Source organism: Micromonospora sp. PRAS1, assembly GCF_059553435.1.
Genome location: NZ_JCANNB010000007.1, coordinates 48,638 through 73,502 on the forward strand (window position 1 = coordinate 48,638; position 24,865 = coordinate 73,502).

The 24,865-nt window shown below is 72.8% G+C and carries 21 protein-coding genes; 13 read left to right on the forward strand and 8 right to left on the reverse strand.

Annotated elements, in window-relative coordinates; all coding sequences use genetic code 11:
- Positions 1–285: 285 nt before the first annotated feature.
- Complete coding sequence (locus AC507J_RS08880) at positions 286–1,545, forward strand: SGNH/GDSL hydrolase family protein (RefSeq protein WP_496288592.1); 1,260 nt, start codon at positions 286–288, stop codon at positions 1,543–1,545.
- A gap of 35 nt (positions 1,546–1,580) precedes the next feature.
- Here the strand turns inward: AC507J_RS08880 and AC507J_RS08885 are convergent, their stop codons facing one another.
- Positions 1,581–2,054: an RrF2 family transcriptional regulator gene (locus tag AC507J_RS08885; RefSeq protein ID WP_496288593.1), complete on the reverse strand. Its 474-nt coding sequence runs from the start codon at positions 2,052–2,054 to the stop codon at positions 1,581–1,583.
- 148 nt (positions 2,055–2,202) lie between these two features.
- Here AC507J_RS08885 and AC507J_RS08890 point away from each other — a divergent pair, with 148 nt between their 5' ends.
- From AC507J_RS08890 to AC507J_RS08905, 4 genes are all read left to right on the forward strand, one after another.
- Positions 2,203–3,417, forward strand: coding sequence for a globin domain-containing protein (locus tag AC507J_RS08890; protein ID WP_496288594.1), 1,215 nt, complete (start codon positions 2,203–2,205; stop codon positions 3,415–3,417).
- Between the two features lie 75 nt (positions 3,418–3,492).
- The gene (locus AC507J_RS08895) at positions 3,493–4,350 is read left to right on the forward strand and encodes an alpha/beta hydrolase family protein (RefSeq protein WP_496288595.1); all 858 of its coding nucleotides are present in this window, start codon (positions 3,493–3,495) and stop codon (positions 4,348–4,350) included.
- Positions 4,351–4,447: 97 nt separating this feature from the next.
- Positions 4,448–5,089, forward strand: a complete 642-nt coding sequence (locus AC507J_RS08900) for a hypothetical protein (protein WP_496288596.1) — start codon at positions 4,448–4,450, stop codon at positions 5,087–5,089.
- 118 nt (positions 5,090–5,207) lie between these two features.
- Positions 5,208–5,585 (forward strand): hypothetical protein, encoded by a 378-nt coding sequence (locus AC507J_RS08905; protein ID WP_496288597.1) that lies wholly within the window; start codon positions 5,208–5,210, stop codon positions 5,583–5,585.
- On the opposite strand, the gene AC507J_RS08910 is transcribed toward AC507J_RS08905, so the two are convergent.
- The gene (locus AC507J_RS08910) at positions 5,572–6,471 is read right to left on the reverse strand and encodes a DUF72 domain-containing protein (RefSeq protein WP_496288598.1); all 900 of its coding nucleotides are present in this window, start codon (positions 6,469–6,471) and stop codon (positions 5,572–5,574) included. The two genes, AC507J_RS08905 and AC507J_RS08910, sit on opposite strands and share 14 nt — an antisense overlap.
- A gap of 155 nt (positions 6,472–6,626) precedes the next feature.
- On the opposite strand from AC507J_RS08910, the gene AC507J_RS08915 reads away from it, so the two are divergent.
- Entirely contained in the window at positions 6,627–7,673 is a 1,047-nt protein-coding gene (locus AC507J_RS08915; protein WP_496288599.1) for an NAD(P)-dependent alcohol dehydrogenase, read from the forward strand.
- Positions 7,674–7,811: 138 nt separating this feature from the next.
- Here the strand turns inward: AC507J_RS08915 and AC507J_RS08920 are convergent, their stop codons facing one another.
- From AC507J_RS08920 to AC507J_RS08935, 4 genes are read right to left on the reverse strand one after another with little or no spacing between them, the layout of a single operon-like run.
- Positions 7,812–8,747, reverse strand: coding sequence for a siderophore-interacting protein (locus tag AC507J_RS08920; RefSeq protein WP_496288600.1), 936 nt, complete (start codon positions 8,745–8,747; stop codon positions 7,812–7,814).
- A gap of 28 nt (positions 8,748–8,775) precedes the next feature.
- Positions 8,776–10,884, reverse strand: coding sequence for an iron ABC transporter permease (locus AC507J_RS08925; RefSeq protein WP_496288601.1), 2,109 nt, complete (start codon positions 10,882–10,884; stop codon positions 8,776–8,778).
- Complete coding sequence (locus AC507J_RS08930) at positions 10,881–11,864, reverse strand: ABC transporter substrate-binding protein (RefSeq protein WP_496288602.1); 984 nt, start codon at positions 11,862–11,864, stop codon at positions 10,881–10,883. Before AC507J_RS08930 ends, AC507J_RS08925 begins: the two co-directional genes overlap by 4 nt.
- Before the next feature lie 41 nt (positions 11,865–11,905).
- A complete protein-coding gene (locus AC507J_RS08935; protein WP_496288603.1) occupies positions 11,906–12,739 on the reverse strand; it encodes an ABC transporter ATP-binding protein in 834 nt (277 codons plus the stop codon).
- Positions 12,740–13,052: 313 nt separating this feature from the next.
- Here AC507J_RS08935 and AC507J_RS08940 point away from each other — a divergent pair, with 313 nt between their 5' ends.
- Positions 13,053–14,735, forward strand: a complete 1,683-nt coding sequence (locus AC507J_RS08940; protein WP_496288604.1) for a hypothetical protein — start codon at positions 13,053–13,055, stop codon at positions 14,733–14,735.
- A gap of 122 nt (positions 14,736–14,857) precedes the next feature.
- Here AC507J_RS08940 and AC507J_RS08945 read toward each other — a convergent pair whose 3' ends face one another.
- Entirely contained in the window at positions 14,858–15,514 is a 657-nt protein-coding gene (locus AC507J_RS08945; RefSeq protein WP_496288605.1) for a hypothetical protein, read from the reverse strand.
- Positions 15,515–15,838: 324 nt separating this feature from the next.
- On the opposite strand from AC507J_RS08945, the gene AC507J_RS08950 reads away from it, so the two are divergent.
- The 4 genes from AC507J_RS08950 to AC507J_RS08965 all read left to right on the forward strand — a co-directional run bounded on the left by AC507J_RS08950 (position 15,839) and on the right by AC507J_RS08965 (position 20,794).
- Positions 15,839–16,801 (forward strand): helix-turn-helix transcriptional regulator, encoded by a 963-nt coding sequence (locus AC507J_RS08950; protein WP_496288606.1) that lies wholly within the window; start codon positions 15,839–15,841, stop codon positions 16,799–16,801.
- Positions 16,802–16,871: 70 nt separating this feature from the next.
- Entirely contained in the window at positions 16,872–19,658 is a 2,787-nt protein-coding gene (locus AC507J_RS08955; RefSeq protein WP_496288607.1) for an AAA family ATPase, read from the forward strand.
- 57 nt (positions 19,659–19,715) lie between these two features.
- Entirely contained in the window at positions 19,716–20,243 is a 528-nt protein-coding gene (locus tag AC507J_RS08960) for a hypothetical protein (RefSeq protein WP_496288608.1), read from the forward strand.
- A 20-nt stretch (positions 20,244–20,263) separates the two neighbouring features.
- On the forward strand, positions 20,264–20,794 hold the full coding sequence (locus AC507J_RS08965) for a DUF3558 family protein (RefSeq protein ID WP_496288609.1): 531 nt from the start codon (positions 20,264–20,266) through the stop codon (positions 20,792–20,794).
- A 5-nt stretch (positions 20,795–20,799) separates the two neighbouring features.
- On the opposite strand, the gene AC507J_RS08970 is transcribed toward AC507J_RS08965, so the two are convergent.
- Positions 20,800–22,014: an FUSC family protein gene (locus AC507J_RS08970; protein ID WP_496288610.1), complete on the reverse strand. Its 1,215-nt coding sequence runs from the start codon at positions 22,012–22,014 to the stop codon at positions 20,800–20,802.
- Between the two features lie 279 nt (positions 22,015–22,293).
- Here AC507J_RS08970 and AC507J_RS08975 point away from each other — a divergent pair, with 279 nt between their 5' ends.
- On the forward strand, positions 22,294–24,393 hold the full coding sequence (locus AC507J_RS08975) for a cellulase family glycosylhydrolase (protein WP_496288611.1): 2,100 nt from the start codon (positions 22,294–22,296) through the stop codon (positions 24,391–24,393).
- A gap of 61 nt (positions 24,394–24,454) precedes the next feature.
- Entirely contained in the window at positions 24,455–24,835 is a 381-nt protein-coding gene (locus tag AC507J_RS08980) for a YccF domain-containing protein (protein ID WP_341720120.1), read from the forward strand.
- Positions 24,836–24,865 lie beyond the last annotated feature (30 nt).

Here is a 24,865-nt window from a genome sequence, read left to right on the forward strand (position 1 = left end):
ACGCCGCAGCGAGCGTAGCCGTACGCCCCGACACGCGACGCGGACACCCGTACGGCACGCCGCACGGGGCCGCTGCTGGTTGCCCTGCCGCGGTCAACGCCCGGGTGTCCGGCGTTATGCCCCGGCTGCGGCGAGGGGGTGGGCGGCGGGGTCGTCGTGCGGAGATTCAACACCCAGCTGACCCACATGTCACATCCGTTTCCCCCGGTTGACGTGCGTCACACCCGCGTGATTCCATCACGCCACCAGAGGATCTTTCACATTTCCATGAACGGATGTGATGCCATGTCCGGGTTGCGTCGTACCGCCGCCGCGATGGCCCTCGCCGTCGCCGCAGCGACCCTCTCCACCGCCGTCGCGGCACCCCTTCCCGTCTCGGCGGCGCTGCCCACCGCGGCCGTCGCCCTCGGCGACAGCTTCATCAGCGGCGAAGGCGCCGGGGCGTACCAGCCGGTGGTCGACTCGACAGGCGTCGCGCGGGCCTTCCCGGGGTGGACCGCGCCGAACAGCAACGCCTTCTTCTGTCACCGTTCGGCCAACGCCTCGCTGCACCAGGCCACGCTGCCCGGCATCCAGGACCGGTTCAACCTGGCCTGCTCCGGCGGGCAGCCGCACGACATCGGTGCCGCCTCCTCGGCGCGCGCCAACGGCCGCCAGGTCGCCGCCCAGCTCGACCAGCTCCGCGCGGCGGCCCAAACCCACGACATCGACCTGGTGCTCATCGGCCTCGGCTCGAACAACAGCTCGTTCACCTTCGGCGGGGTCGCCGAGAAGTGCGCCAACCGGTTCATCGCCGACGCCTGGACGGGCTGGTGGGAGTTCTGGGCGTACCTGAACGGGCCGGTGGAGCAGAAGCCGTGCAGCGACGCGGACCTGGCCACCGCCGCTCAGCTCGACGCCGCGACCGCCGAGACCACCGCGGCGGTACGGCAGATCCTCACCACCCTGCGCGAGGTGGACGCCGACGGTCAGCACCGGGTGGTGTTGCAGGACTACACCAACCCGCTGCCGCTGGAACTGGAGGCGTCCTACCACTCGGAGGACAGCCGGGACGACACCCGGGACAAGTTCCGTGCACTGGGCGCCGAGCGGTACGCGGCGGGCTGCCCGATCCACCGGGCGAGCCTGGCCCCCGGGCACCGGTTCTCGCAGGGTCTCGGCACCATCGTGCGCTCCACCCGGGACACGCTGGCCGCCGAGTTCCCCGGTGCCGATCTGGTCTACCTGAACGTCCAGCGGGCCTTCGACGGCGCGCGGCTCTGCGAGTCCTCGAACAGCCCGACCGGCACGCTGGCCACCCCGATCCGGCTGATGGACAATCCGCCCAACGGCACCTTCGTCACCAGCCTTGCCGGCAAGGACAAGATCGCGATTCAGCGGATCGCCAACACCTGTGTGACCTACTTCCAGACCTGCCAGGAGTCGTGGCACCCGAACGCCGCCGGGCACCAGGTGCTCGGCCGCTGCCTGGCCGGCGCCGCCACCACCACCGCCCGCTCGCTGGCCTGCGTACGCACCCCCACCGGCACCATCACCTTCTCCTGACCACCCCCAGAGGGTCGATCATGAGGTTGGCGGCACTAGTTGATCTTCAAACTGCCGCCAACCTCATGATCAACGGGGTCAAGGGGGTGGGGTGGGAGGGTGAGGAGGAGGGGGCGGGCGGGGTCGTCGGCCAGGTCGGCCAGGGTGACCTGGTCCAGGGCGGCGAGGAAGGCCTGCTGGGCTCGCCGCAGCTCGGCGCGGAGCCGGCAGGCCGCCCGTAGCGGGCAGGCCGGCGTCTCGCAGTCGACCACCTCGCCGTCCCCCTCGAACGCCCGGACCACCTGCCCGACGGTGTACGTCGCGCCGTCCGCCGCGACCGCCACCCCGCCGGAGCGACCCCGGATGGTCACCAGCACCCCGAGGTGCTGCAACCGTTGCACCACCTTGGCCACGTGGTTGCGGGGCAGCGCCAGCCGCTCGGCCAGTTCGTCCACTGTCGTCCGCCGGCCGGAGGCGGCGGTGAACATGGCGATCCGCAGCGCCATGTCGGTGGACCGGTTGAGCTTCACCTTTCGACCCTAGCCAGTCGCCATGCCCCGGACGGTCCGTCGTGTGACCTGCGCGACCGGCGATCCGGGACCTTCGACCCTAAAGAGGTAATACAGATACCTGTTTTGGTGAGCGGGTCCGTAAGGTCGTTCCCCGAAGGAGAACATCGTGCTCACCCAGTCCTCAGCAGCGGTGGTGACGGCGACCCTGCCCGCCGTGCGGGCGCACGGCGAGGCCATCACGCGCCGGTTCTACAAGCGGATGTTCGCCGCGCATCCCGAGCTGCTCGACCTGTTCAACCGGGGCAACCAGGCGAGCGGCAGCCAGCAGGCCGCCCTGGCCGCGGCCGTGGTCGCGTACGCCGAGCACCTGACCGATGCGCACGCGGCGCCCTGGGGTCCGGTGCTGGACCGGATCGCGCACAAGCACGCCTCCCTGGGGATCACCCCGGCGCAGTACACCATCGTCGGTCGGCACCTGCTCGCCGCCGTCGGCGAGGTCCTCGGCGACGCGGTCACCCCGCCCGTCGCCGCCGCCTGGGACGAGGTCTACTGGCTGCTCGCCGTCGAGCTGGTCGCCCGGGAGGCGCGGCTGTACGCGACCGCCGGGCTGGCCGAGGGCGAGTCGGTGTGGCGTCCGTGGCGGGTTGCGGCACGCCGGCAGGAGACCTCCGACGTGGTCTCGTTCACCCTGATCCCGGACGACGAGGGCGGGGTGCCCACCTTCGTGCCAGGCCAGTACACCTCGGTCGCGGTCGACCTGGACGGCGGTCGCGGCCAGCAGATCCGCCAGTACAGCCTCGCCGGCCGTCCCGGCGCGGCGCACTGGCGGATCGCCGTCAAACGGGTACGCGGAGTCGACGGCGCCCCGGACGGGCTGGTCTCCACCTTCCTGCACGAACACGTGGCGGTCGGTGCCACGCTCCGGCTCAGCCCACCCTTCGGCGAGGTCAACGCCGTCGCCGGCGAGGGTCCGCTGCTGCTGGTCAGCGCCGGTATCGGGCTGACCCCGGCGATGGCCGCACTGGAACACCTGGCGGTCACCGCGCCGCAGCGCCCGGTGGTGCTTGTGCACGCCGACCGGACCGGCGCGGCCCACGCGCTCCGCGACGACCTGCCGCGCCTGCACGCCGCGCTGCCGAACCTGCGCACCCGGCTGTGGTACGAGGACGCCACAGGCGTCGCCCTGCCCGGCGTCGCCGCCGAGGTGACCGGCGGCCGGGTGGACCCCGAGTTGATCCCGCTCTCCCCCGACGCCCACGTGCACCTCTGCGGGCCGCTGCCGTTCATGAACATCGTCCGGGGCGGGCTGCTGCGCCGGGGCGTACCGGTGGAGCGGATCGCCTACGAGGTCTTCGGTCCGGGCATGCTGCGCGGCCAGTAGTTCGGTGTCCCGGCGGGTCGGCGACCCGCCGGGGCCTGCCCCCCGCGCGTTCCTACTGATCGGTAACCTGGCCTGGTGAGCGCGAGTGTGGAATACGTGCAGGAGTTCGTCCAGGTCGACGGCGCCCGCCTCGGCATCCAGATCTACCCGGAGCCGCCGGGCCGGTCGGACGCGCCAGTGGTGCTTGTCGCGCCGGCGATGGGCGTACGGGCCCGCTACTACCGGCCGTTCGCCGCCGCGCTGCGCGACGCCGGGCTGGCCGTGGTCGTCGCCGATCTGCGCGGCACCGGGGAGAGCACACCGCGCCCGAGCCGGGCCTGCCGGTACGGGTACGCGGAGCTGGCCGCCGACGTCGGTGCGGTACGGGCCGCGCTGAAGGAGCGGTTGGACGGGCGACGCACGCTGCTGCTGGGGCACTCCCTCGGCGGCCACGCCGCCGTCCTGCATCTCGCCCTGCACGACGAGCCGGAGGTCGACGGGCTGGCGCTGGTCGCCGTCGGCCTGCCGTACTGGCGTGACTTCACCGGCCCCCGGCGCTACGGCGTGCTGCCGTACACCCAGGGCATCGCGGCCACCACCCGGCTGCTCGGCGTCTGGCCCGGCTGGGGATTCGGCGGCCGGCAGGCCCGTGGGGTCATCCGCGACTGGGCGCACACCGCCCGGACCGGCTGCTTCCCCCAGTTGGACGGGGTCGACGCGGAGGCGGCGGTGGGCCGGATCCGCACGCCGGTGCTGGCGGTGAGCGTCGAGGGCGACCAGTACACCCCGCACCCCACGCTGGACCGGCTCTGCGCCAAGCTGACCTCGGCACCGCTGCAACGCGAGCGCTACCACGTGCCGGGCAGCGCAGTGGACCACTTCACCTGGGTACGCGCCGCCGCCCCGCTGGCCGCCCGGATCGCCGACTTCACCGCCGGCCTGCCGCCCCGCTGAGCCCCACCCCCACCCCCACCCTCGCGCTGCTCGGAGCGGGAATAACCCCTGGTCACCGGGGTAAGCCGGGACGCCCGATTCGGCGGAGGGAGACCAGATGTCTGACAGTCACACCGCACTACGCTCGATGCACGACCTGGGCCTGGCGGCCTGGTTCGGCGGTTCCCTGATGGGTGCCTTCGGTGTCAACGGCGCCGCGGCGCGGGTCGGCGACGCGACCCAACGGCTTCCGGTCGCCTCGGCCGGCTGGGCCCGGTGGACCCCGGTCAACGCGGCAGCCATCGGTGCCCATCTCGCGGGTGCGGTCGGTGAGCTGGTCACCGAGAGCCCTCGGATGGCCGCCCAGCGGGGCGTCGGACGGGTGAGCACCGTGAAGACGGCGCTGACCGTCGGCGCTCTGGCCGTGACCGGCTACAGCCGGCTGCTCGGTAAGCGCCTGGAGCGGGCCGGCATGCCCTCGGTCGAGGGGATCACCGAGCCGAACCAGCAGACGCCGCCGCAGGTGGCCTCCTGCCAACGCCAGCTGAGGATGCTCCAGTGGGCGATCCCGGCGCTTACCGGCGCGCTGATCGTGGTCACCGCGTACATGGGCGAGCAGCAGAAGCCCGGACAGGTGCTGCGTGGCATGCTCGGCCGGGCGAACGGGCTGATGCACGCCCCAGGGATGGCGGGCAAGGGCGCGGCTCGGGTCGCGGCGATGAAGGCGGCCCGCCGCCACATGGCGATGTCGGGCCGCTGACCGCAACCGGCGGCGGCAGGCCCGGCGGCGCAACCGGCAACAGACCCGGCGGCAGAGGCCGGGCGGCGCAACCGGCGGCAGTGGGGCCGGTGGGGACGCATCCAGCAGTGAGGTGGTCATGACCGACAGGCAGCGGCAGGACCGGGGACCGGAGGAGGTCGCGCCCTGGGGGACCACGGACGGCTTCGACGCCGACCCGCCGTGGGGCGCCGGTGCGGACTCGCCGATGAACGAGGGCAGCGAGGAGACCGCCGTACCCGAGGGGCGGCGTGGCGAGCGGCGGGCGGGTGAGATCCCGACGGAGCACCCGCCCGCCGGCCGGCACGGGCTCGGCTCGGTGGAACCGACCGCCACCCCGGCCGCCGGTCCGGGCGCACCGCCGGACCCGGCACCGGCGCGGCGTCCGTTCCCGAACGAGTTGGCCGATGAGGACCTGCCGGACAACGCGCTGGAGGAGGCGACCGGCATGCGACCGGAGGGGGTCACCCGGGACTGACCGGCTGCCCGGACACGGGGACGGCGAGCAGCCCGGACAGTTTCTCCGCGTCGCGCTGCGCCTGCCCGGCGCAGCAGTTGTTGAACAGCACGTGCAGTTCCTCGGCCTGCTCGGCGAGTTCCACAAGCAGCTGCGACCAGCAACGCAGTTCGTCGTCGCCGTAGGCGTAGCGGAACCGGTCCTCCTTGTCGCCGCCGGCCCAGGCGGTGCTGTGCCCGTGGAACCGCACCATCGCCAGGTCGGCGGTCGCGACCAGGGCCGGTGGCACGGAATCGGGATGGCCCTGCGGCATGTCGACACAGCAGAAGGTCAGCTCGTGTTCGCGGAGGAAGGAGAGCGTCTCCAGCGCCGCCCGACCGTCGAACCAGGACGCGTGCCGCAGTTCGACAGCGACCCGCCAGGGCCGGCAGCGGGTGGCCAGCTCCACGATTCGGCGCCGGGCCGCGTCGCCACGGGCCAGCCACGGTGGGAACTGCAACAGCACCGCGCCGAGCCGGTCGACCGCCGCGATCGGCTCCAGCGCCGCGCGGAACCGCCGCCACAGCTCGTCGTACGCCTCCGGCGGCAGGTCCCGGCGGCGGATCCGGTCCGGCCCGCCGGTCGGTCGCAGATCCGCCGGAAGCGCGGCCACCGGGGTCGGGTGGCCGGTGAAGAGGCTGAACGCCTTCACGTTGAAGGTGAAGCCGTCCGGTGTGGCGTCGACCCAACCCTGGACCGTCTCCGGTGCCGGCACCGCGTAGTACGACGTGTCCACCTCGACCAGCGCGAACCGGTCGGCGTAGTAGCCGAGCCGCCCGGCGGGGGTGTTCACCTGCCGCGGGTACCAGCCGGAGCGCAGCAGCGTCCGGTCGGCCCAGGAGGATGTGCCCACCTTGATGACAGTCATGTAATTCAGTGCACCGCCGAGCGGTCGGATCGGCAACCGCTGGGCGGTGACCCGACGGGCGGCCCGCGGCGAGATGGTGCGGCAGGCGGCGGGTTTGGTTCCGACCGGGACGGGGAGGCCGGGGTCGAGAGGCCACCGGGACGAGGAGGAATGGCATGCGTGCGCTGCGGCTACCCGACTGGAAGACGGATCCGGAACTGGTCGAGGTCGACGAGCCGACGCCGGGCCCCGGCCAGGTGGTGGTGAAGATCGGCGCTGCCGGTGCCTGCCATTCCGACCTGCACCTGATGCACGACTTCGAGGCGGGCGCGCTGCCCTGGAATCCGCCGTTCATCCTCGGCCACGAGAATGCCGGCTGGGTGCACGCGGTCGGCGCCGGCGTCACCTCGCTTGAGGTGGGCCAGCCGGTCGCCGTGTACGGCCCGTGGGGCTGCGGCACCTGCGCCCGCTGCCGGGTCGGCGTCGAGAACTACTGCGAGAACCCGGCCGCCGCGCCGGTGCCCAGCGGCGGAGGTGGACTGGGCCTGGACGGTGGCATGGCCGAGTACGAGTTGGTGCCGGCCGCCCGGCTCGTCGTGCCGCTACCCGAGGGGCTGGATCCGCTCCAGGCGGCACCCCTGACCGACGCGGGACTGACCCCGTACCACGCGATCCGCCGGTCCTGGTCGAAGCTGCCGCCCGGCAGCACCGCCGTGGTGATCGGTGTCGGCGGGCTCGGGCACGTCGGCGTGCAGATCATCAAGGCCACCACCGCGGCCCGGGTGATCGCCGTGGACACCCGCGACGAGGCGTTGCGGCTCGCCGAGGAGTGCGGCGCGGACCTGACGCTGCGCTCGGACGAAAAAGCCGCCGAGGAGATCAGGTCGGCCACCGCCGGTCGCGGTGCCGATGTCGTGCTCGACTTCGTCGGGGCCGACGCCACCCTGCGACTCGGCGCCGCCGCCGCGCGTACCCTGGGCGACCTGACCATCGTCGGGATCGGCGGTGGCAGCCTGCCGGTCGGTTTCTTCTCCGTGCCGTACGAGGTGAGCATCCAGACCACCTACTGGGGCAGCCGGCCGGAGCTGATCGAGGTGCTCGAACTCGGTGCCCGGGGGCTGGTCCGGCCGAAGACGACGACGTTCAAGCTGGACGACGCGTTGCGCGCGTACGGCCAGATGCAGGATGGCACGCTGGAGGGCCGCGCCGTCATCGTGCCGTGAGCCCTAAGCTGCTGGCGCAGCGCCACCGACCCACCTCCGCGATCTTGCAGTTCCGGTCGGCCATATGCACCCTTTGAGGAGTTTGTGGCGACAAGAAGTGCAAGATCGCGAGGGCTGGGGAGGGCGGTGGAGGTGGGTTCAGGTGGGGGTGGAGCGGCCTTGGCGCCAGTAGCCCATGAAGGCCACCGCGCGGCGGTCCAGGCCGCGCTCGGTCACCAGGTGGCGGCGCAGGGTACGGATGACCGCCGCCTCGCCGGCCAGCCAGGCGTAGAGCGGTGCCGCCGGAAACGGGTCGGGCACCTCCCAGAGGATCTCCCGGTCCACGTCGACGTCGTCGACCGGCTGGCCGGTCGAAGCGGCGACCGGCACGGCCGCCGCCAGGGCGGGCACCCGGCCGGCCAGCAACTCGCCGGCCGCAGCGGCCACGGCGCCGACCAGCCGGGCACCGTACGGGTCGGCCTGCCGGGGCAGCCAGGTCACCTCCACCCCGGGCGGGGCGGCCAGCGGCAGCACGTCGGCCGCCTCGGGCACCTCCAACAGCACCCGACCACGGGCGTGCAGCGGCAGCCGGGCACAGATGCCACTGATCGCCGGCACGGCCGTCTCGTCCCCGGCCAGCAGCAGGCACCCGGTCGACGGGGGACGGAACTCGACCCCGCCGTGGTCGCCCTCGTACGCCGCGTTCGGTCCCAGGATGGCGATCTCATCGCCGGGGCGGACCCGTCGCGCCCACCGGGTCGCCGGCCCACCGTCGCCGTGCAGCACCAGATCGACGTCCACCTCGTTGAGCTGCGGCCGGACCGCGCGGGCGGTGTACGTACGGATCGGGCTGCGCAGCTGCTCCGGCAGCGCCCGCCAGCGGGCGTACCAGTCCGGGCCCTCGGGCAGGTGGACGCCGTGCTGGCCGGGCAGCGGCAGGGCCAGCTTGATCCGCTGGTCGTAGCCGTTGTCGGCGAAGCGGTCCAGGTCCGGGCCGGTGAAGGTGACCCGGACGAAGGAGGGGCTGAGCCGGCGTACCGCGCGGACCTCGACGGTGAACAGCCGCCAGGGCGCGACGGGCAGGGTGGTGGTCATCGTGTCTCTCTCGTGGGAAACCGGTGCGTCACCGGGCTTGTGGGGCGGCGGCGCGGGAGCGCCACAGCAGCCAGACGAAGTACGGGGTGCCGATCAACGCGGTGACCAGACCGGCGGGGACCTGTGCCGGGGCGATGACGGTGCGGCCGAGGGTGTCGGCGAGGCTGACCAGGGCCGCACCGAGCAGCGCGGCCACCGGCAGCACCCGGGCGTGCCGACCGCCGACCAGGGCACGGGCGGCATGCGGGGCGACCAGGCCGACGAAACCGATCACGCCCACCGCGGAGACCGCGGTCGAGGTGAGCAGCGCCGCCGCGCCGAGCGCGACCAGTCGGGTGCGCTCCAGCCGGACGCCGAGCACCCGTGGGGTGTCGTCGTCCAGTGCCATCAGGTCCAGCTCGCGGCGGGCGGCGACCACCGCCGGGGTGAGCACCAGCAGCGCGATCGCCACCGGCAGCACCTGGCCGGCGGTCCGGCCGTAGGTGGAGCCGGAGAGCCAGGTCAGGGCCTTGCCGGTGTTCCACGGGTCGAAGGCGACGATCAGGTAGGTGATCAGAGCCATGCCGCCCTGCCAGGCGCCGAAGCCGATCAGGACCAGCCGGTCGGAGCTGAGCCCGCCGCGCCAGGCCGCGCCGTAGACGAGGGCGAAGGCCAGCATCGCGCCGAGCCCGGCGACGCCCGAGACGGCCCAGACGCCGGCCAGCGGCACGAAGGTGAGCAGGCAGACCGCGCCAAGCCCGGCGCCTGCGGTGATGCCGAGGATGCCGGGCTCGGCCAGCGGGTTGCGGCAGACCGCCTGCACGGTGGTGCCGGCGACCGCGAGCGCCGCGCCGGCCAGCATCGCCGCAGCCACCCGTGGCCACCGCTGGTCCAGCACGAAGGTGTACGCCGGTCCGGTGCTGCCGTTGATCCAGTTCACGATGTCGCCGAAGAGCACCCAGGTGTCCCCGGCGAGCATGCCGGCCAGCAACGCGGCGGCGGTCACCGTGCCGGCGACGGCCAGCACGGTGCGGTGGAAGGCCGCCGTACGCACCGCCGCGTGCCCGCCCGGCGGGCGGCGGGTCGGGCCGGCGTCGCGGTGCCGGCGGGCCAGCCAGATCAGGATCGCCGCGCCGAGCAGGGTGGTCACCACTCCGGTGGGGATGTCGACACCGGCCTGGCCGCCCATGACGGCTCGCAGCAGCACGTCGGCACCGAGCACGATTACCACTCCGGCGATGCCGGAGAGCGGCAGCAGTACCCGGTGCCGGTGCACCTCCGGCACCAGTGGGCCGAGCAGCCGGACGATCACCGGCGCGCAGAGGCCGACGAAGCCGACCGGTCCGGTGAGGGTGACCGCCGCGGCGGAGAGCAGCACGGCCAGGACCGTCACGAACAGCCGGGTACGCCGTACGTTGAGGCCGAGCACGGTTGCGGTGTCGTCGCCGAGGGCGAGGATGTCGAGGCGGTGACCGAGCAGCATCAGCGCCACGAGCGCGGCACCGATCACCGGGGCGAGCTGGGTGAGGGCGACCAGGTCGGCCTGCACCAGCGAGCCGTTGCCCCAGGCGAACAGGCCGATGGTGGCCTGCTCGAAGAGCAGGAGCAGCAGCATGGTCACCGAGCTGAGCGCCAGGGCGGTGGCCGAGCCGGCGAGGATCAGCCTTGTGGTGCCGGCCTGCCCGCCTGACGACATCGCCAGCACCAGGCCGGCCGCGGCGAGCCCGCCGCCGAAGGCGAGGCCGCCGGCGGGCAGCGCGGGCAGCGCGATGCCGAACGCGGCGACGGAGACGATGGCCAGGTGGGCACCGGCGTTGACGGCGAGGGTGTCCGGCGAGGCGAGTGGGTTGCGGGCGACCGACTGAAGGGCGGCGCCGGCGAAGCCGAGGGCGATGCCGATGGCCAGCCCGGCGAGCAGCCGGGGCACCCGGGAGGCGACCAGCACCCGGGCCGCCTCGTCGTCACCGCCGGTGAGCAGTCGTAGCAGGTCGAGCGCGCCGACGCCGGAGGTGCCCTGGGTGAGGTGCACCGCCGCGACGACCAGGGAGAGCGCGGTGGCAGCGAGGAAGACCCCGGCCACCCGGGTACCGGAGGGGCGCCGGGCCGGAGCCGGCGGGGCGGCCGGCTCCGGGCGCGTGGGCGCGATCAGCGCGGTCACCCCGCGTACGTGGCGACGAGCTGGTCGATGTACTGCTTGCCGGAGAGCGGCCCGCCGAAGGTCCAGATGCCGTCGGGCATCCGGTGCAGGTTGCCCTGCTGCACGAAGGGCAGCGAGGTCCAGATGGCGTTGCCGGCCAGGCCGTCAGCGAAGACGTCGGTGCCGTCCGAGGCGTTGTAGAAGAAGTGCAGGTCCGGGCTCTTCAGCCCGGTCAGTCCCTCGACGTCGGTCTGGCCCAGGCCCCACACCTCGTCGGTCTTGCCCTGCCAGGCGTTTGTGAGGCCGAGCTGGATGCCGAGCTGGGAGACGAGTGCACCCTGGCCGAACATCCGGATGCTTACCGTGCTGCCTTCCTTCCAGCCGTCGGCGATGGCGAACGGCCGGCCGGTCGCGCCGGCGTCAGCGATCTTCTGCTTGCCGTCGCTGATCGCCGCGTCGAAGTCGGCGAGCAGCTTCTCCGCCTCGGTGGTCCGGCCGACCGCCTGGGCGATCATGTTGAGGTCGTTGCGCATCCGGCCGAGGTTGTCCGAGGCGTCACTGCTCTTGGTGACGAGCACCGGGACGTACTTCTCCAGTTGGCTGACCAGGTTCGGACCGCGACCGTCGGCCATGACCACGAGGTCGGGCTGCAACGCGACGATCGAGTCGACGCTCGGCTCGCCCCGGGTGCCGACATCCTTGACCTCGGAATCGAGCTTGGCGGCGGTGACCCAGGTGGCGTAGCCCTTGGTGTCGGCCACGCCGGCCGGCATGACGCCGAGGCTGACAAGCATCTCGGCCTCACCCCACTCCAGGGCGACGACCTTGGTGGCGGGGTTGTCGAGCTTGATCTCCTTGCCGCGGCTGTCGGTCACGGAGACCGGCCCGCCGGCGGCGGGGGTGGCGGCCGTGGGTTCGGCGGTGTTCTCGGTGGTGCCGCAGGCGGCCAGCGCCAGCGCGGTGACGGCGGCGAGCAGGGCGGTGACACGGGTACGGGACATGACGTTCTTTCTCTGGTGCGGGTGTTGACTGGGTTTGGGGTTCAGACCGGGATCCGGGTCAGGTGCCGGCCCACGGGGCGGGTGGTGACCAGCCCGCTGGTCGGATCGACGGCGACCTCGATCCGGATGCCGTAGGTCTCGGTCAGGTCCGGCTCGGTGAAGACCTGGGCCGGGACGCCGGTGGCGCGGACCCGGCCGTTGTGCAGCAGCACCACCTCGTCGGCGACGGCGGCGGCCTGGTTCAGGTCGTGCAGCACGACGCCGACCGCGACGCCGTGGTCGTCGGCGAGGTCACGCATCAGGTCGAGGATTTCGACCTGGTAGCGCAGGTCGAGGAAGGTGGTCGGCTCGTCGAGCAGCAGCACCGGGGTGTCCTGGGCCAGGCAGGTGGCCAGCCAGACCCGCTGCAATTCGCCACCGGAGAGTTCGTCCACCGGCCGGTCGGCCATCGCGGCGACCCCGGTGACGTCCATCGCGCGGGCCACGGCGGCGGGCCCGTCGGGATCGTCGGCGCGCCAGCGGCCCCGGTACGGGTGGCGGCCGTAGCCGACCACGTCGCGGACGGTGACCCCGCTGGGCACCGGTCGGCTCTGCGCGAGCAGGGTCACCCGGCGGGCGAACTCCTTGGCCGGCAGGCCGGCCGCGGCGGTGCCGTCGGCGAAGTGCACCGTGCCGCCGTCGATGGGGTGCAGCCGGGCCAGCGCCCGCAGCAGCGTGGACTTGCCGCTGCCGTTCGGCCCGACGAGCGCGGTCACCGTGCCCGGTCGCAGGGCGATCGTCGCACCGTGCACCACAGGCGTGCCGTGGTAGCCCAGCCGCAGGTCGACCCCGCGTAGACTCTGCTCGGCGCTGTCCGACGCCGATCCGCTCAACATGCGGTTAGGTTAACCTAACCTAACTTGATGTCAAGGCGCGGGTCCCGGCCGCCATCCCCGCCCTCCGCGACGACGTCGCCGCAGGTAGATACGGGTCGATGGAGTCGGCGGTGATCGACCGTTGCCACCGCCGGAGCGTCCACACCGGAGGGGTACCACCGCTCGTCGGCGTCGCCGGGTGGCACCGCCGGTCAGACGGGCGGAAACGGTACCGGGGTGGGACGACAGAGCATCGCGAGCAGCGGTAGCGTTGCGCGTCATCGCCGCCGGGCCGCCCCGGTGTGGCGACTCGCGACCGTACGGAGGATGAGGCATGTCCATCGGCGAGGAGCCGTTCGCAGCCCGCGACGACCTGGTCTTGCGGCCGAACTTCGAGGTCACCCTGCGCGGTTACGAGAAACGGCAGGTCGAGCGCTACGTCGAACAGATCGAGGGCCGGCTCAGCGCGGTGTCGACCGAACGGGACCGGGCCGCCTCCCAGGTCCAGGAGATGGTCGGCAAGCTGCACGCGTTGCAGGCCGAGGTGACCGAGTTGCGCCAGCGGCCCGCGCAGTTGGACAAGGCGGCCTTCCAGGACGTGGGGCCGATGGTCGGCCAGATCCTGGACCTCGCCGAGAAGCAGGCCGCCGCCATCATCGAAACGCACACCCAACGGGCCACCAAGCTTCAGGCGGAGGCGGAGAAGATCCTCGCCAACGCCCGCGAGCGGACCGTCAAGGCCCTCGCCGATCTCGAAGAGGAGCTGGCCGGTCGGCGGGCCGAGCACGAGAAGACGTACGAGGAGCTGCGGGCGGCGGCCGATGCCGAGCTGGTGCAGTCCCGCGAACGGGCCGACCAGTTGCGGACCGAGGGCGAGGCCGCGCACGAACGTGCCCAGCAGGAGGCGCAGCGGATCGGCGAGCAGTGCCGCCAACAGGTCGAACAGGCCCGCGCGGCGGCGGAGGCGCTGACCACCTCCGCGCGTACCCAGATCCACCAGGAGATCCAGGCGGCCCGGTCGAAGAACCAGCAGGAGATGGCGCAGTGGCGGTCGAACGTCGAGGAGGAACTGGCGGAGCGGCGGACCGCGGCCGAGGAGGACCTGGCCGAGCAGCGGGCAGCCGTCGAGCGTGAGCTGGCCGCCCAGCGGTCCGCGGCGGAGCAGCGGGTCAGCTCGATGATCGCGGATGCCCAGCAGTACTCGGCGGAGATCCGCAAGCGCGCCGACGAGCAGGCCGCCGAGGTACGCAAGCACAGCGACGAGCAGGCCGCGGCCGCCGAGGAGCAGCTGCACGCCGTACAGCTGGCCGTCGGCGAGCAGCAGGACGTGCTGGCCCAGGTCCAGGAGCAGCTGGAGACCGCCCGGCAGCAGCTCGACGAGGTGCGGCGCGACAAGGAGAACACCGACGCCGAGCTGACCCGGCTGCGGCAGCAGCTGGCGGAGACCCGCCGGGACCTCGAGGCGGAGAGCCGACGGCTGGACGAGGTACGCCGGGCCGCCGAGGCGGCCGAGCGGCACGCCAAGGAGACCCGGGCCCGGGTGCAACGCGAGGCCAAACGGGTCGCCGACCTGGCGGCGGCAGCCGTCATGGCCGCCGCGGCCGGCGGCGGCGAGACCGCCGAGTACCCGGTGGTGGCCGCGCGTGCCGGCGAGCGTCCGGCGGCCCGACCCGGCGAAGCGGCGACGCTCTCGACCGACAGCGAGAACCAGTCCGGCGAGGGCGATCCGGCCACCCCGGCGGCCAACGGGGTCGGCGCCGGTCCGACCGGGCCGAGCACCGACGGGAACGCGGCCGGGAACGGGGCGGGTCCGGACGGGGGTACGGCTGAACCGTCCGAGCAGTCACCGGCCGGTGCCACCACCCGCCCGCCGACGGATCCGGTGGCCCGGGCGGCGGCGGCCGTGGCGGCGGGCAAGCCGGGCGGCATCGACTGGTTCGCCGGCCCGGCGGCCGGGGAGGAGTCCCTCGACCGTCCGGCCGCCGACGACCGGGCACCCGAGCCAGCACCGCACTGACAAGCATTTTCCCCGGATCGCGGTCCGCCGAGCCGCACCAGGTGCCCCGCAACCGGGGCGGCTCGGCGGAGCGCGTCCCGGTGGAGCGCGACCCGGGCTGGCCCGGCGGGGCCGCGGCCGGGTCAGAACGGCCGTCGCGGCAACCAGCCGAGGAACCGGTTCCGGGCTCTGGCCAACGGCAGGCCGGGCAGGTCGCGGGCAGCGGCGAGCAGGCACGAGCCCAGGTAGACCGCGAGGGCCGCGCGGGCCCCCCCGAACTCGGCCAGCAGTTGGCTCTGTTTGACCGCACACGGCCACTCCTGGCCGCAGCCAGTGCAGGTCCAGGCCGGCGGCGAGGGCAGGTGCTCCGGCGGCTTCGCCGAGCGGTAACGCGTCGCCGCACTGTTTCGCCGGCCGGGGTGCGCACCGACCCGGATCGGCTCGCCGGACGGCGGACCAGCGGGTGTGAACAGCTCCCGACGGGCGAGCCCGAGCGCACCGCCGACCCGTACCAGAGCGTCCGGACCCGGCCGGTAAACGACCAGGGCACCCAACAGGTGATGCCCAAGCAAATCGAAGGCGTCGGGTCCAAGACCCGACTCCCGGCACAACGCGATGAGCCGGGTCGGTGCGGCCAACCGCTGCGTCACCAGGGCGACGCGCAGCACATCCCGGAGACCGCCGCCGAGGGCGGCCATCCGGGTACCCAGGATGCCGGTCAGGAGTGTCTCCCCGGCGATCCGCCGAAGCGCTTCAGCCGACGCCAACCGGACGATGTCAGTCGGATCCTTGCTCTCCAACACTCCACCCCTATTCACCCGCTCGGTCGAATAGCTACCTCTCGCTCGACACGCTTTGCATGATCATGGCCACGATCGGTCATCGGCTAGTCCGGCGGGCGCACGGGAACATGCGGCTCTAGCCCGAAAACGAAGCCCTCCCCCGGTCGGCAACGAGCGACATTTGGCCCACGTCATCGCATACAACCCCTTGCATCGACGGGAATCCCTCTTTTGTGGATTAGCATTGGCGGGAATCCTGAGGCAACGCTGCCGGGCTGGCCAGAGCACACCGGCAGGCCACCCGTGACGACAGACCACTCCGTCCACTGTGATGGAGCCGCCGTGAACTCGAATGTTCCGACCGCACACCGGTTCGACAGCCGCGATCCGGACACCATCAGCGCCTTCCTGACGAGCGCCTACGGCACCGAGTTGACCATCCGGTCGACCGAGGGCTACCGGCTACGTCATCACCGCGTCGATGCCGGACCATTCTGGTTGGAGACGGTGGAGCAGACCACCCGGCTGGATATCGACATCGGACGCATCGAGGCGCTGGTGATCGGCCAAGTGGTAAGCGGTCGGGTCGACCGCAGCTGCGCCGGGGTGAACGACCGGCTCGGTCCGGGCGACGTGTTCCTGGCCGCCGCACCGGGCCTGCCGTTCTCGGTGCGCTGGCGACCCGGCAAGCTCGTCGGATGTCTGCTCGACCGCTCCGTACTGACCAAGGTGACCGGCGACGCCGCGGACGACCGGGCGGGTGCGACCAGGTTCACCGGGTTGACTCCGATCTCGCCGGGCCTGGCCCGGCTCTGGCGGCACACCACGAGCTACCTCAACCACGTCGTACTGGGCAACCCGTCCGCCTACCGGCAGCCGCTGGTGCTCGCCAACGCCGCCCGGATGCTGGCCGCCGCCGCCCTCGCGGTCTTCCCCAACACCACCGCCGGCTGGCCGACCGCGACGGAACGACGCGACGCGACGACCGCGACCCTGCGCCGGGCGACCGCCTTCATCGAGGAGCACGCAGACCGGGACATCGGCGCGGCCGACATCGCCGCCGCCGCCCAGGTCTCGCTACGGGCCCTGCAACTGGCGTTCCGCCGTCATCTGGACACCACACCAATGGCCCACCTGCGCCGCGTCCGGCTCGACCGCGCCCACCACGATCTGCTTCAGGCCGATCCGCGACGGGAGACGGTCTCGGCAATCGCCTCGCGTTGGGGATTCCTCAGCCACAGCCGGTTCACCGCGCGGTACCACGCCATCTACGGGATCCCACCCAGCCGGACGCTGAACGCCTGACCGACCGCCGCCGGTGGCTCACCGTCCGCACGATGGTCACCCGTTGTCAGCCGGTGCCAGAATCCTGACCATGCGGCGAGCGCTCGTCGGCCGGGACGAACTGTTCGATCAGGCTTGGCGCTCCCTCAGCGAGCCCGGGCCGGTGCTGTTGGAAGGTCCGGCCGGGATCGGCAAGACGGTGTTGCTACGGGCGTTGGTCGCCGAGGCGACCCAGGCCGGCTGGTGGGTACTCTCCTGCGCGCCGACCGAATGCGAGACGGAGCTGCCCTTCGCCGCCCTCGCCGACCTGCTGCGCCCGTTGGCGGAGCTGGCCACCCAGCTACCGCGCCCACAACGCGTCGCGGCCGAGATGGTGCTGCTCACCCGCGACGGCGACGAACCGGTCGACGAGCGGGTGATCGGCGCGGCCACCCGCTCGCTGCTGGAGGCGGCGCTCGGCGCGGGCGGCCCGGTGCTGGTCGCCGTGGACGATGCGCCGTGGCTGGACCGGCCGAGCGAACGTGCCCTGCGGTTCGCGCTGCGGCGGGTCGGCCCGGGACCGGCCACACTGGTCAGCTGCCGTAGCGACAACGGAAACCCGCTGCGGGCCGCACCACTCGGGCTCGACGCCGTCCCCGGTCGGCTGACCCGGCTTCCGCTGGCGCCGCTCGGCGTGAACGCGCTGCACCACGTCCTGCGGGAGCGGGTCGGCGGCACGCTGAACCGCCCGCTGCTGGCCCGGATCGCCCGGGAGGCCGGCGGCAACCCGCTGGTCGCCATCGAGGTGGCCCGCGCCGTGCAGCGCCTGCCGGAGCCCCCGGAACCGGCGCAGGATCTGCCGGTGGCCTCCTCCATGCACCAACTCCTCGGCGAGGTGCTCGCCGGGCTGCCCACCCGGTGCCGGGACGCGGTACGGCTGGCGGCCCTGCTCGGCGTACCCCTGCTCCGGGATTTGACCGCCGCCGGGGTCTCGCCCGGCGCGTTCGACCCGGCGGAGGAGGCCGGGCTGCTGGTCGTGACGCCGCTGCGCGTCGAGTTCGCCCACCCGGTGTACGCCGCGGCGGTCCGCGCCGGCATCCCGCCGGGCGTCCGACGTGGCCTGCACCGCCGGCTGGCCGAGGTGGTGGCCGATCCCGACGAACGGGTCCGGCAGCTGGCCCTCTGCACGATCGCCGCCGATCCGGTGGTGGCCGACGCGCTCGCCGCGGCCGCCGCCCGTCAGCACGCCCGGGGCGCGGCGGAGGCCGCCGCCAACCTCTACGAGGCGGCCGGCCGGCTCACCCCCGCCGACGACCGCGTCAGTCACGGGGAGCGGCTGTTGGCGGCGGCCCGCTGCCGGTTCGACTGCGGCGACCATCCGGGGGCCCGTACCGCCGCCGAGGCGGTGGCCGCCGGCTTCACCGGCGACATACGCGCCGAGGCGCTGCTGCTGCGGGCCGTGGTCGCGTGGAGCGCCGACGAGCCGGGGGGTACCGCGGTCGAGGCCGCGAACCGGGCCCTGGCGGCGACCCCGCCCGGCACCCTGCTCGCCGGTCGGATCCACGCCCACCTGGCGCTCTTCGTGGACCTGCCGGAACCGGCCCGGGCGCACGCGGAGGCGGCCATCGCCCTGCTCTCCGGCCCCGGCGGCGACCGTACCCTGCTGGCCGCGGCACTGCTGCACCTGTTCTTCAACGAGGCACGGGCCGGCGAGCCGCCCCGCACCGAACTCCTCGACCGGGCCCTGACGATGGAAGGCCCGGAACCCTCGTGGTTGGCCGGCACGATCCCGGCGATCTGGTGGAAGGCGATCGACGATCCGGCCCGGGCCCGCGACCGGCTGGCGGCCCTGCTGGACCGGGCGGCGGCGCGGGGAGACGAACCGTCGCAGTACGAGCTGCTCAAGCATCTCGGCGAGACCGAACTGCTGGCGGGGTGCTGGTCAGCGGCCGAGCGGCAGATCGCGGCCGCCCGTGACCTCGGTGAGCTGCTCGGCACCGAGCTGACCGCGGAGACCTGGCTGGCCGGGCTCCTCGACGCCCTGCGCGGCCGGCTCGACGCGGCGGCGCGGGTGGCCGAGGCGGGCGTACGGCTGGGCGAGGAGCTCGACGACGACTGGTGCCGGCGGATCCATCTTCAGCTGGCCGCCTTCGTCGACCTCTGCGCCGGGCGGATGGCCGAGGCGGCGGCCGGGTACGGCCGGCTCGCCGAGACGGTCGACCGGATGGGTCTGACCGAGCCGCTGGCGCAACGCTTCGAGCCGGACTGGATCGAGGCCTGCGTGGGTGCGGGTCACCTGGCCACCGCCCGAGCCGCCCTGGACCGCCTGGCGCGGCGGCACCGGCGCCTGCCCCGGCCCTGGACGCTGCTGGGGCTGGCCCGCAGCCGGGCCCTGTTGGACAGCGCCAGCGGGGTCGACCCGTCGGCCGCCCTGGACGAGCTCGCCGCGGCGCGCGCCGCGGTGGCACCGGACGTCCTGCCGCTGGACCGGGCCCGCTGCCTGCTGGTCGCCGGCGTGGTGCACCGCCGGCTGCGCCGCAAGCGACCGGCCCGGGAGGCGCTGGAGGCCGCCGCGGCGGAGTTCGACACGCTCGGCGCCGCGGCCTTTGCCCGGCGGGCCCGGGCCGAGGCGGCCCGGCTCGGTGGGCGTCCGCCCGCGCCCTCGGACCTGACCGCCACCGAGGAGCGGGTCGCCCGGCTCGCCGCCCAGGGCCGGACCAGCCGGGCCATCGCCGACGAACTCTTCGTCAGTCCCAAGACCGTCGAGACGAACCTCTCCCGCGTCTACCGCAAGCTGGGCATCTCCCGTCGGGCCGAACTCGGCGCCGCGTTGGCCCGGGCCGGCCACGGCGCAATGGTGGGGGAAACGCCGGATTCCTTTGCGGGCGGCCGACCGTAGCGTCGAGACGTCACCTGCCGGCTGTCCGAGGCCGGGCGGAAGAAGGGAACAGAACACGTGCGGCGACTGATCCTGCCTGCGGTCTTCGTGGCCGCCCTCGCCCTGACCGGCTGTGACCGGACCGAGCCACCGTCGCCGAACGCCGGCGCGGACGCCGATCAGTCCGCCGACGACACGGACCTCGACCTGCCCGCCGACGGCGCCGACACGGTACGCCCGGACTGCCCGTTCACTCCCGATCAGGTCACCGACCTGATCGGTCAGCCAATGGTCGACCAGGGCAGTTGCAGCTTCGGCGACGGCAACGGGGTGGCCCTGTTCACTGTGACGACGGCGTCCCGGCTGGCCGGTGAGACGACCTACGACTACCAGCGCCAGCAGGCCGACGAGCTCTATCAGGAGGTGACCGATCTCGACGGTGGCGGCAAGGGCTACCTGGCCGTCAAGGAACTTGGCGCCGAGGCCGTGGTGATCAACGGCGCGGGCAGCTTCACGGTGACCCTGAGCAGCTTCCAGCGTCTCGGTGCCGAACCCGACGGCTACCAGCGGACGCTGCGTCGAGTGCTCGACGCCCTGCCCAGCTGAAGCGGACGAGGGAGATTCCGGTGAGCTACCTGACCTCTGCCCGGCTCGCGGTGGCGGTCGCCGCCGTCGCCGCCCTCGCCGCCTGCGGCGATTCGGCACCCACGGCGGCACCACCGCCGCCCGCCGCTACGACGGACGCCGCGCCGCCGACCGAGCCGGTCGACGCGCCCGAGCCGTCCGTCGCGCCGCCGGTGGACGCCTGTGCGCTGGTCTCCAAGCAGGAGGCCGAGAAGCTGGCCGGTACCCGGCTGGAGGAGGCGGTGCCGGGTGGGGAGAGCTGTTCCTACACCGGGCCGGTCTCCGGCCCACTGGCCCAGGTGGAGGTCTACGTCGGGGACGGGGCGAAGAAGATCCTCGACATCGACCGCGACCTCGACCACGAGTTCGAGACCCTTCCCGGCATCGGCGACGAGGCGTACCTCGAGGACGGCGCGGTCTTCGTCAACGCCTCCGGAGTGTGGGTCGCCATCCGGCTGGTCCGGCTGGAGGACCCGGCCGCGTACCGCAAACCCCTGACCGAGTTGGCCCGGACGGTGGCCGGACGGCTCTGACCCGGTCACCCGCGATCCGGCTCGGTGGAGTGCTCCGCCGGGTCGGCCCGCATCCGGCTCTCGAACCGCTCCCGCACCCGGCCGCTGGCCTCCTCCTCCTGGTAGCCCAGGGTGCGCAGCAGGTCGGTGGCGACGGTGCGGACCTGCGCCACCACCACGTTGCCGGAGAAGCCGACCCCTTCGTGGTACGCCTCGGCGGCCCGCTCCACCGCCTTCAGGATCAGTTGCTCGGGGCGGTGCGTGCGGCGCCCGCCCTCCACCTCCATCTGGATCAGGGCGAGCGCGTCGCCGAAGTCGTGCACCGCCCCCGGCAGGCCGGGTGGCACCGGTTCGTCGTCGCGGACCGCGGTGGCCGCCCGACGCAGCATCTCCTGCGCACCCCGGACGGCCAGGTCCAGGTAACGGGTGCCGCGCTCGTAGCGTTCGAACTCGGCGCGTCGATGCCAGCGCAGCGGCGAGACCGCCACCGCCTCCTGGGCGCCGGAGACGGCGTCTTTCAGCAGTTGGATCTGGGAGTTCACGTCGGCCAGCCCGTCCCGGGCCCGGTCGGCCAGGTCCGCGTCGCGGCTGGCCATCCCGTCGGCGGCCAGGTGCAGCTGCTCCAACGTCACCGCGAAGAGCGGGCGGGCGGCCCGCTGGACGATCCGGACCGGGTTGACCGGCAACGCGGCCACCACCACCACGGCGGCTGCCGCGCCGATGGTGGCGTCGATGATCCGGGGCAGTTCGAGCCCGCGCTGCACCGGCGCCAGCGTCACGATGAGCACCGCGGTACCGCCGGCCTGGGTCACCACCTGCCCGCCCCGGCTCAGGGTGAGGGCGAGCAGGATGGCCATCGTGACCACGGTGGCGATCTGCCACGGACCGGTGCCGATGACCACGATCAACGCGTCGCCGGCCAGCAGTCCGACCAGCACGCCGCCCAGCAGTTCGAGCGTACGGCGGGTACGGCGGCCGATCGCGGCGGCGATGGTACCCACGGCGGCGCTGGGCGCGAAGACCGGTGACGGGTGCCCCAGCACTTCGTGCGCCACGACCCAGGCGAGGGCGGCCGCGACCCCGGCCTGGACGGCGAGAATCGCGTACAACTCCAGCGTGCGCCGCCGTTTGCGCCAGTTGACCCGACTGCTGATCCCGCCGACCCCGGCCCCGACCACGGCCTGCACCCGGCCGGCGGTGTTGCGCAACCGCCCGCCGTTCCGCTCGTCCGCCGTCGTCACGCCGCGGACTACCCGCCCGGGCAGCGGTCATTCGTCGCGTTCCGGACGACCTCCGGCATAGCGCTCGCGGTGTGCCCACCGAACCCGCTCGGACACTCGGCGATCGAATCGGACTCATCCGCCACCGGCTCCGAACTGCAACGACACCCTCTGCATCGCAATGCATCGATTGACAAAGTTGTTGATCCCAACTTATGGTGCGAGCCGGCCGGACGTTTCCGGTGCTCCCGGCTACGCCCGGCCAGCCACCCGTCGACACCACCACCCCTGAGGAGCGTCATGGCCGGGCTGCGCGGCACACTACGAAGGACACGATGGCGATTCGGCCTGGTCACCAGCGGCATCGCGGTGCTGCTGGCCGGTGTCGGGTTGATCAACGCGGGCGCCGCGCACGCGGCTGCCGGATGCCGGGTGGCGTACGCGGCACCGAGCCAGTGGCCGGGCGGGTTCACGGCCAACGTCGACGTGACGAACCTGGGCGATCCGCTCAACGGTTGGCGGCTGACCTGGACGTTCCCCTCCGGTCAGCGGGTGACCCAGGCGTGGAACGCCACCGTCACCCAGTCCGGCAACGACGTCACCGCCAGCAACGCCGGCTACAACGCCGCGCTCGGCACCAACCAGACGGCCTCGTTCGGCTTCAACGGGTCGTGGTCGGGTGCCAACAACGCACCGACCTCGTTCGCGCTCAACGGCGTCACCTGCACCGGCAGCGTGGGCCCCACCACCCCGCCACCGACCACCCTGCCGCCGACCACTCCGCCGACCACGACGCCGCCGCCGACCGGCGACCCGATGGCCTATGTCGCCGCCATGCAGCCCGGCTGGAACCTCGGCAACACCTTCGACGCCGTCGGTGACGACGAGACCGCCTGGGGCAACCCGCGCGTCACCCAGGCGCAGCTCGACGCCATCCGGGCCCAGGGCTTCAACAGCATCCGGATCCCGGTCACCTGGACCAACCACCACGGGCCGGCGCCGTCCTACACAATCGACGCGGCCTGGCTGAACCGGATCAAGGAGGTCGTCGGCTGGGCCCTGGACGACGGCTTCTACGTGATGATCAACCTGCACCACGACTCGTGGCAGTGGATCAATGCGATGCCTACCGACCGGACCAACGTGCTCAACCGGTACAACGCGCTCTGGACCCAGATCGCCGCGGCGTTCCGGGACGCCTCGCCGCGACTGCACTTCGAGAGCGTCAACGAACCGCAGTTCGCCAACAGCTCCGGGGACGCCCAGAACGCGCAGCTGCTGCACGAGCTGAACGTCAACTTCCACCGGATCGTCCGTGCCTCCGGCGGTAACAACGCCACCCGGATGCTGGTCCTGCCGACCCTGCACACCTCTTCCGAGCAGGCCCGCATCAACGAACTGACCACGACGATCAACCAGCTCAACGACCGCAACCTGATCGCCACCGTGCACTTCTACGGCTACTGGCCGTTCAGCGTGAACGTCGCCGGCGGCACCCGCTTCGACGCCACCACCCAGCAGGACCTGGTCGACTCGTTCGACCGGGTCTACAACGCCTTCGTCGCCCGGGGCATCCCGGTCGTCATCGGCGAGTACGGGCTGCTCGGCTTCGACCGGCACACCGGCACCATCCAGCAGGGTGAGAAGCTCAAGTTCTTCGAGTTCCTCGGCTACTACGCCAAGGCGCGGAAGCTCACCACCCAGCTCTGGGACAACGGCCAGCACTTCAACCGGACCACCTTCCAGTGGCGCGACGCGGAGCTGTTCGCGCAGATCAGGTCCAGCTGGACGACCCGCTCCGGCACCGCGTCGTCCGACCAGGTGTACGTGCCGCGGACCGGCTCGATCACCGCCAAGTCGCTGACCCTGAACCTGAACGGCACCACCTTCGCCGGGCTGCGCCAGGGCAACACGAACCTGACGCAGGGCACCGACTACACCGTCTCCGGCAACCAGCTCACCCTCACCGCGAGCGCGGTGACCCGGCTGGTCGGCAACCGGGCGTACGGCGTCAACGCCACCCTTCAGGCGCGCTTCTCGGCCGGCGTGCCCTGGCGGATCGACCTGATCAGCTACGACCCGCCGGTGCTGTCGAACGCGACCGGTTCGACCGCTTCCTTCGCCATCCCGACCCAGTTCCGGGGCGACCAGCTCGCCACCATGGAGGCGAGGTACGCCGACGGCAGCAACGCCGGGCCGCACGACTGGACGTCGTACAAGGAGTTCGACGTCGCTTTCAGCCCCGACTACCCCGGCAACCGGATCACGCTTACCGACACCTTCTTCGGTGCGGTCCGCGACGGCGCCCCGGTGACCCTCACCTTCCACTTCTGGAGCGGTACGCAGGTGACGTACCGCGTCACGAAGTCCGGTGGCAACGTCACCGGAGTCACCGGCTGAACCGTCGGGCGCCACCGGCCGCCCCCGGTGGCCGGTGGCGCCCACCAGTCATCATTGGTTCATGATCCGATTCGTGCTCAATGTGCTGTGGCTCATCTTCGGCGGCGGGATCGTGCTGGCCATCGGCTACGGCATCGCCGCACTGATCTGCTTCGTACTCGTCGTCACCATCCCGTTCGGGGTCGCGTCGCTGCGGCTGGCGTCGTACTCGCTCTGGCCCTTCGGCCGCACCCTGGTACCCAAGCCCGGCGTCGGCGTCGCCTCCGGCATCGCCAACGTCATCTGGGTGGTGCTGGCCGGGTGGTGGCTCGCCCTGTCCCACATCGTCGCCGGCGTCGGCCTCTGCCTCACCATCATCGGCATCCCGTTCGGGGTGGCCAACTTCAAGCTCGTGCCGGCGGCGATCTGGCCGCTCGGCCAGGAGGTCGTTCCCGCGCCATAGTGCCCGGGGACGGGACTGATCCCCGCTACG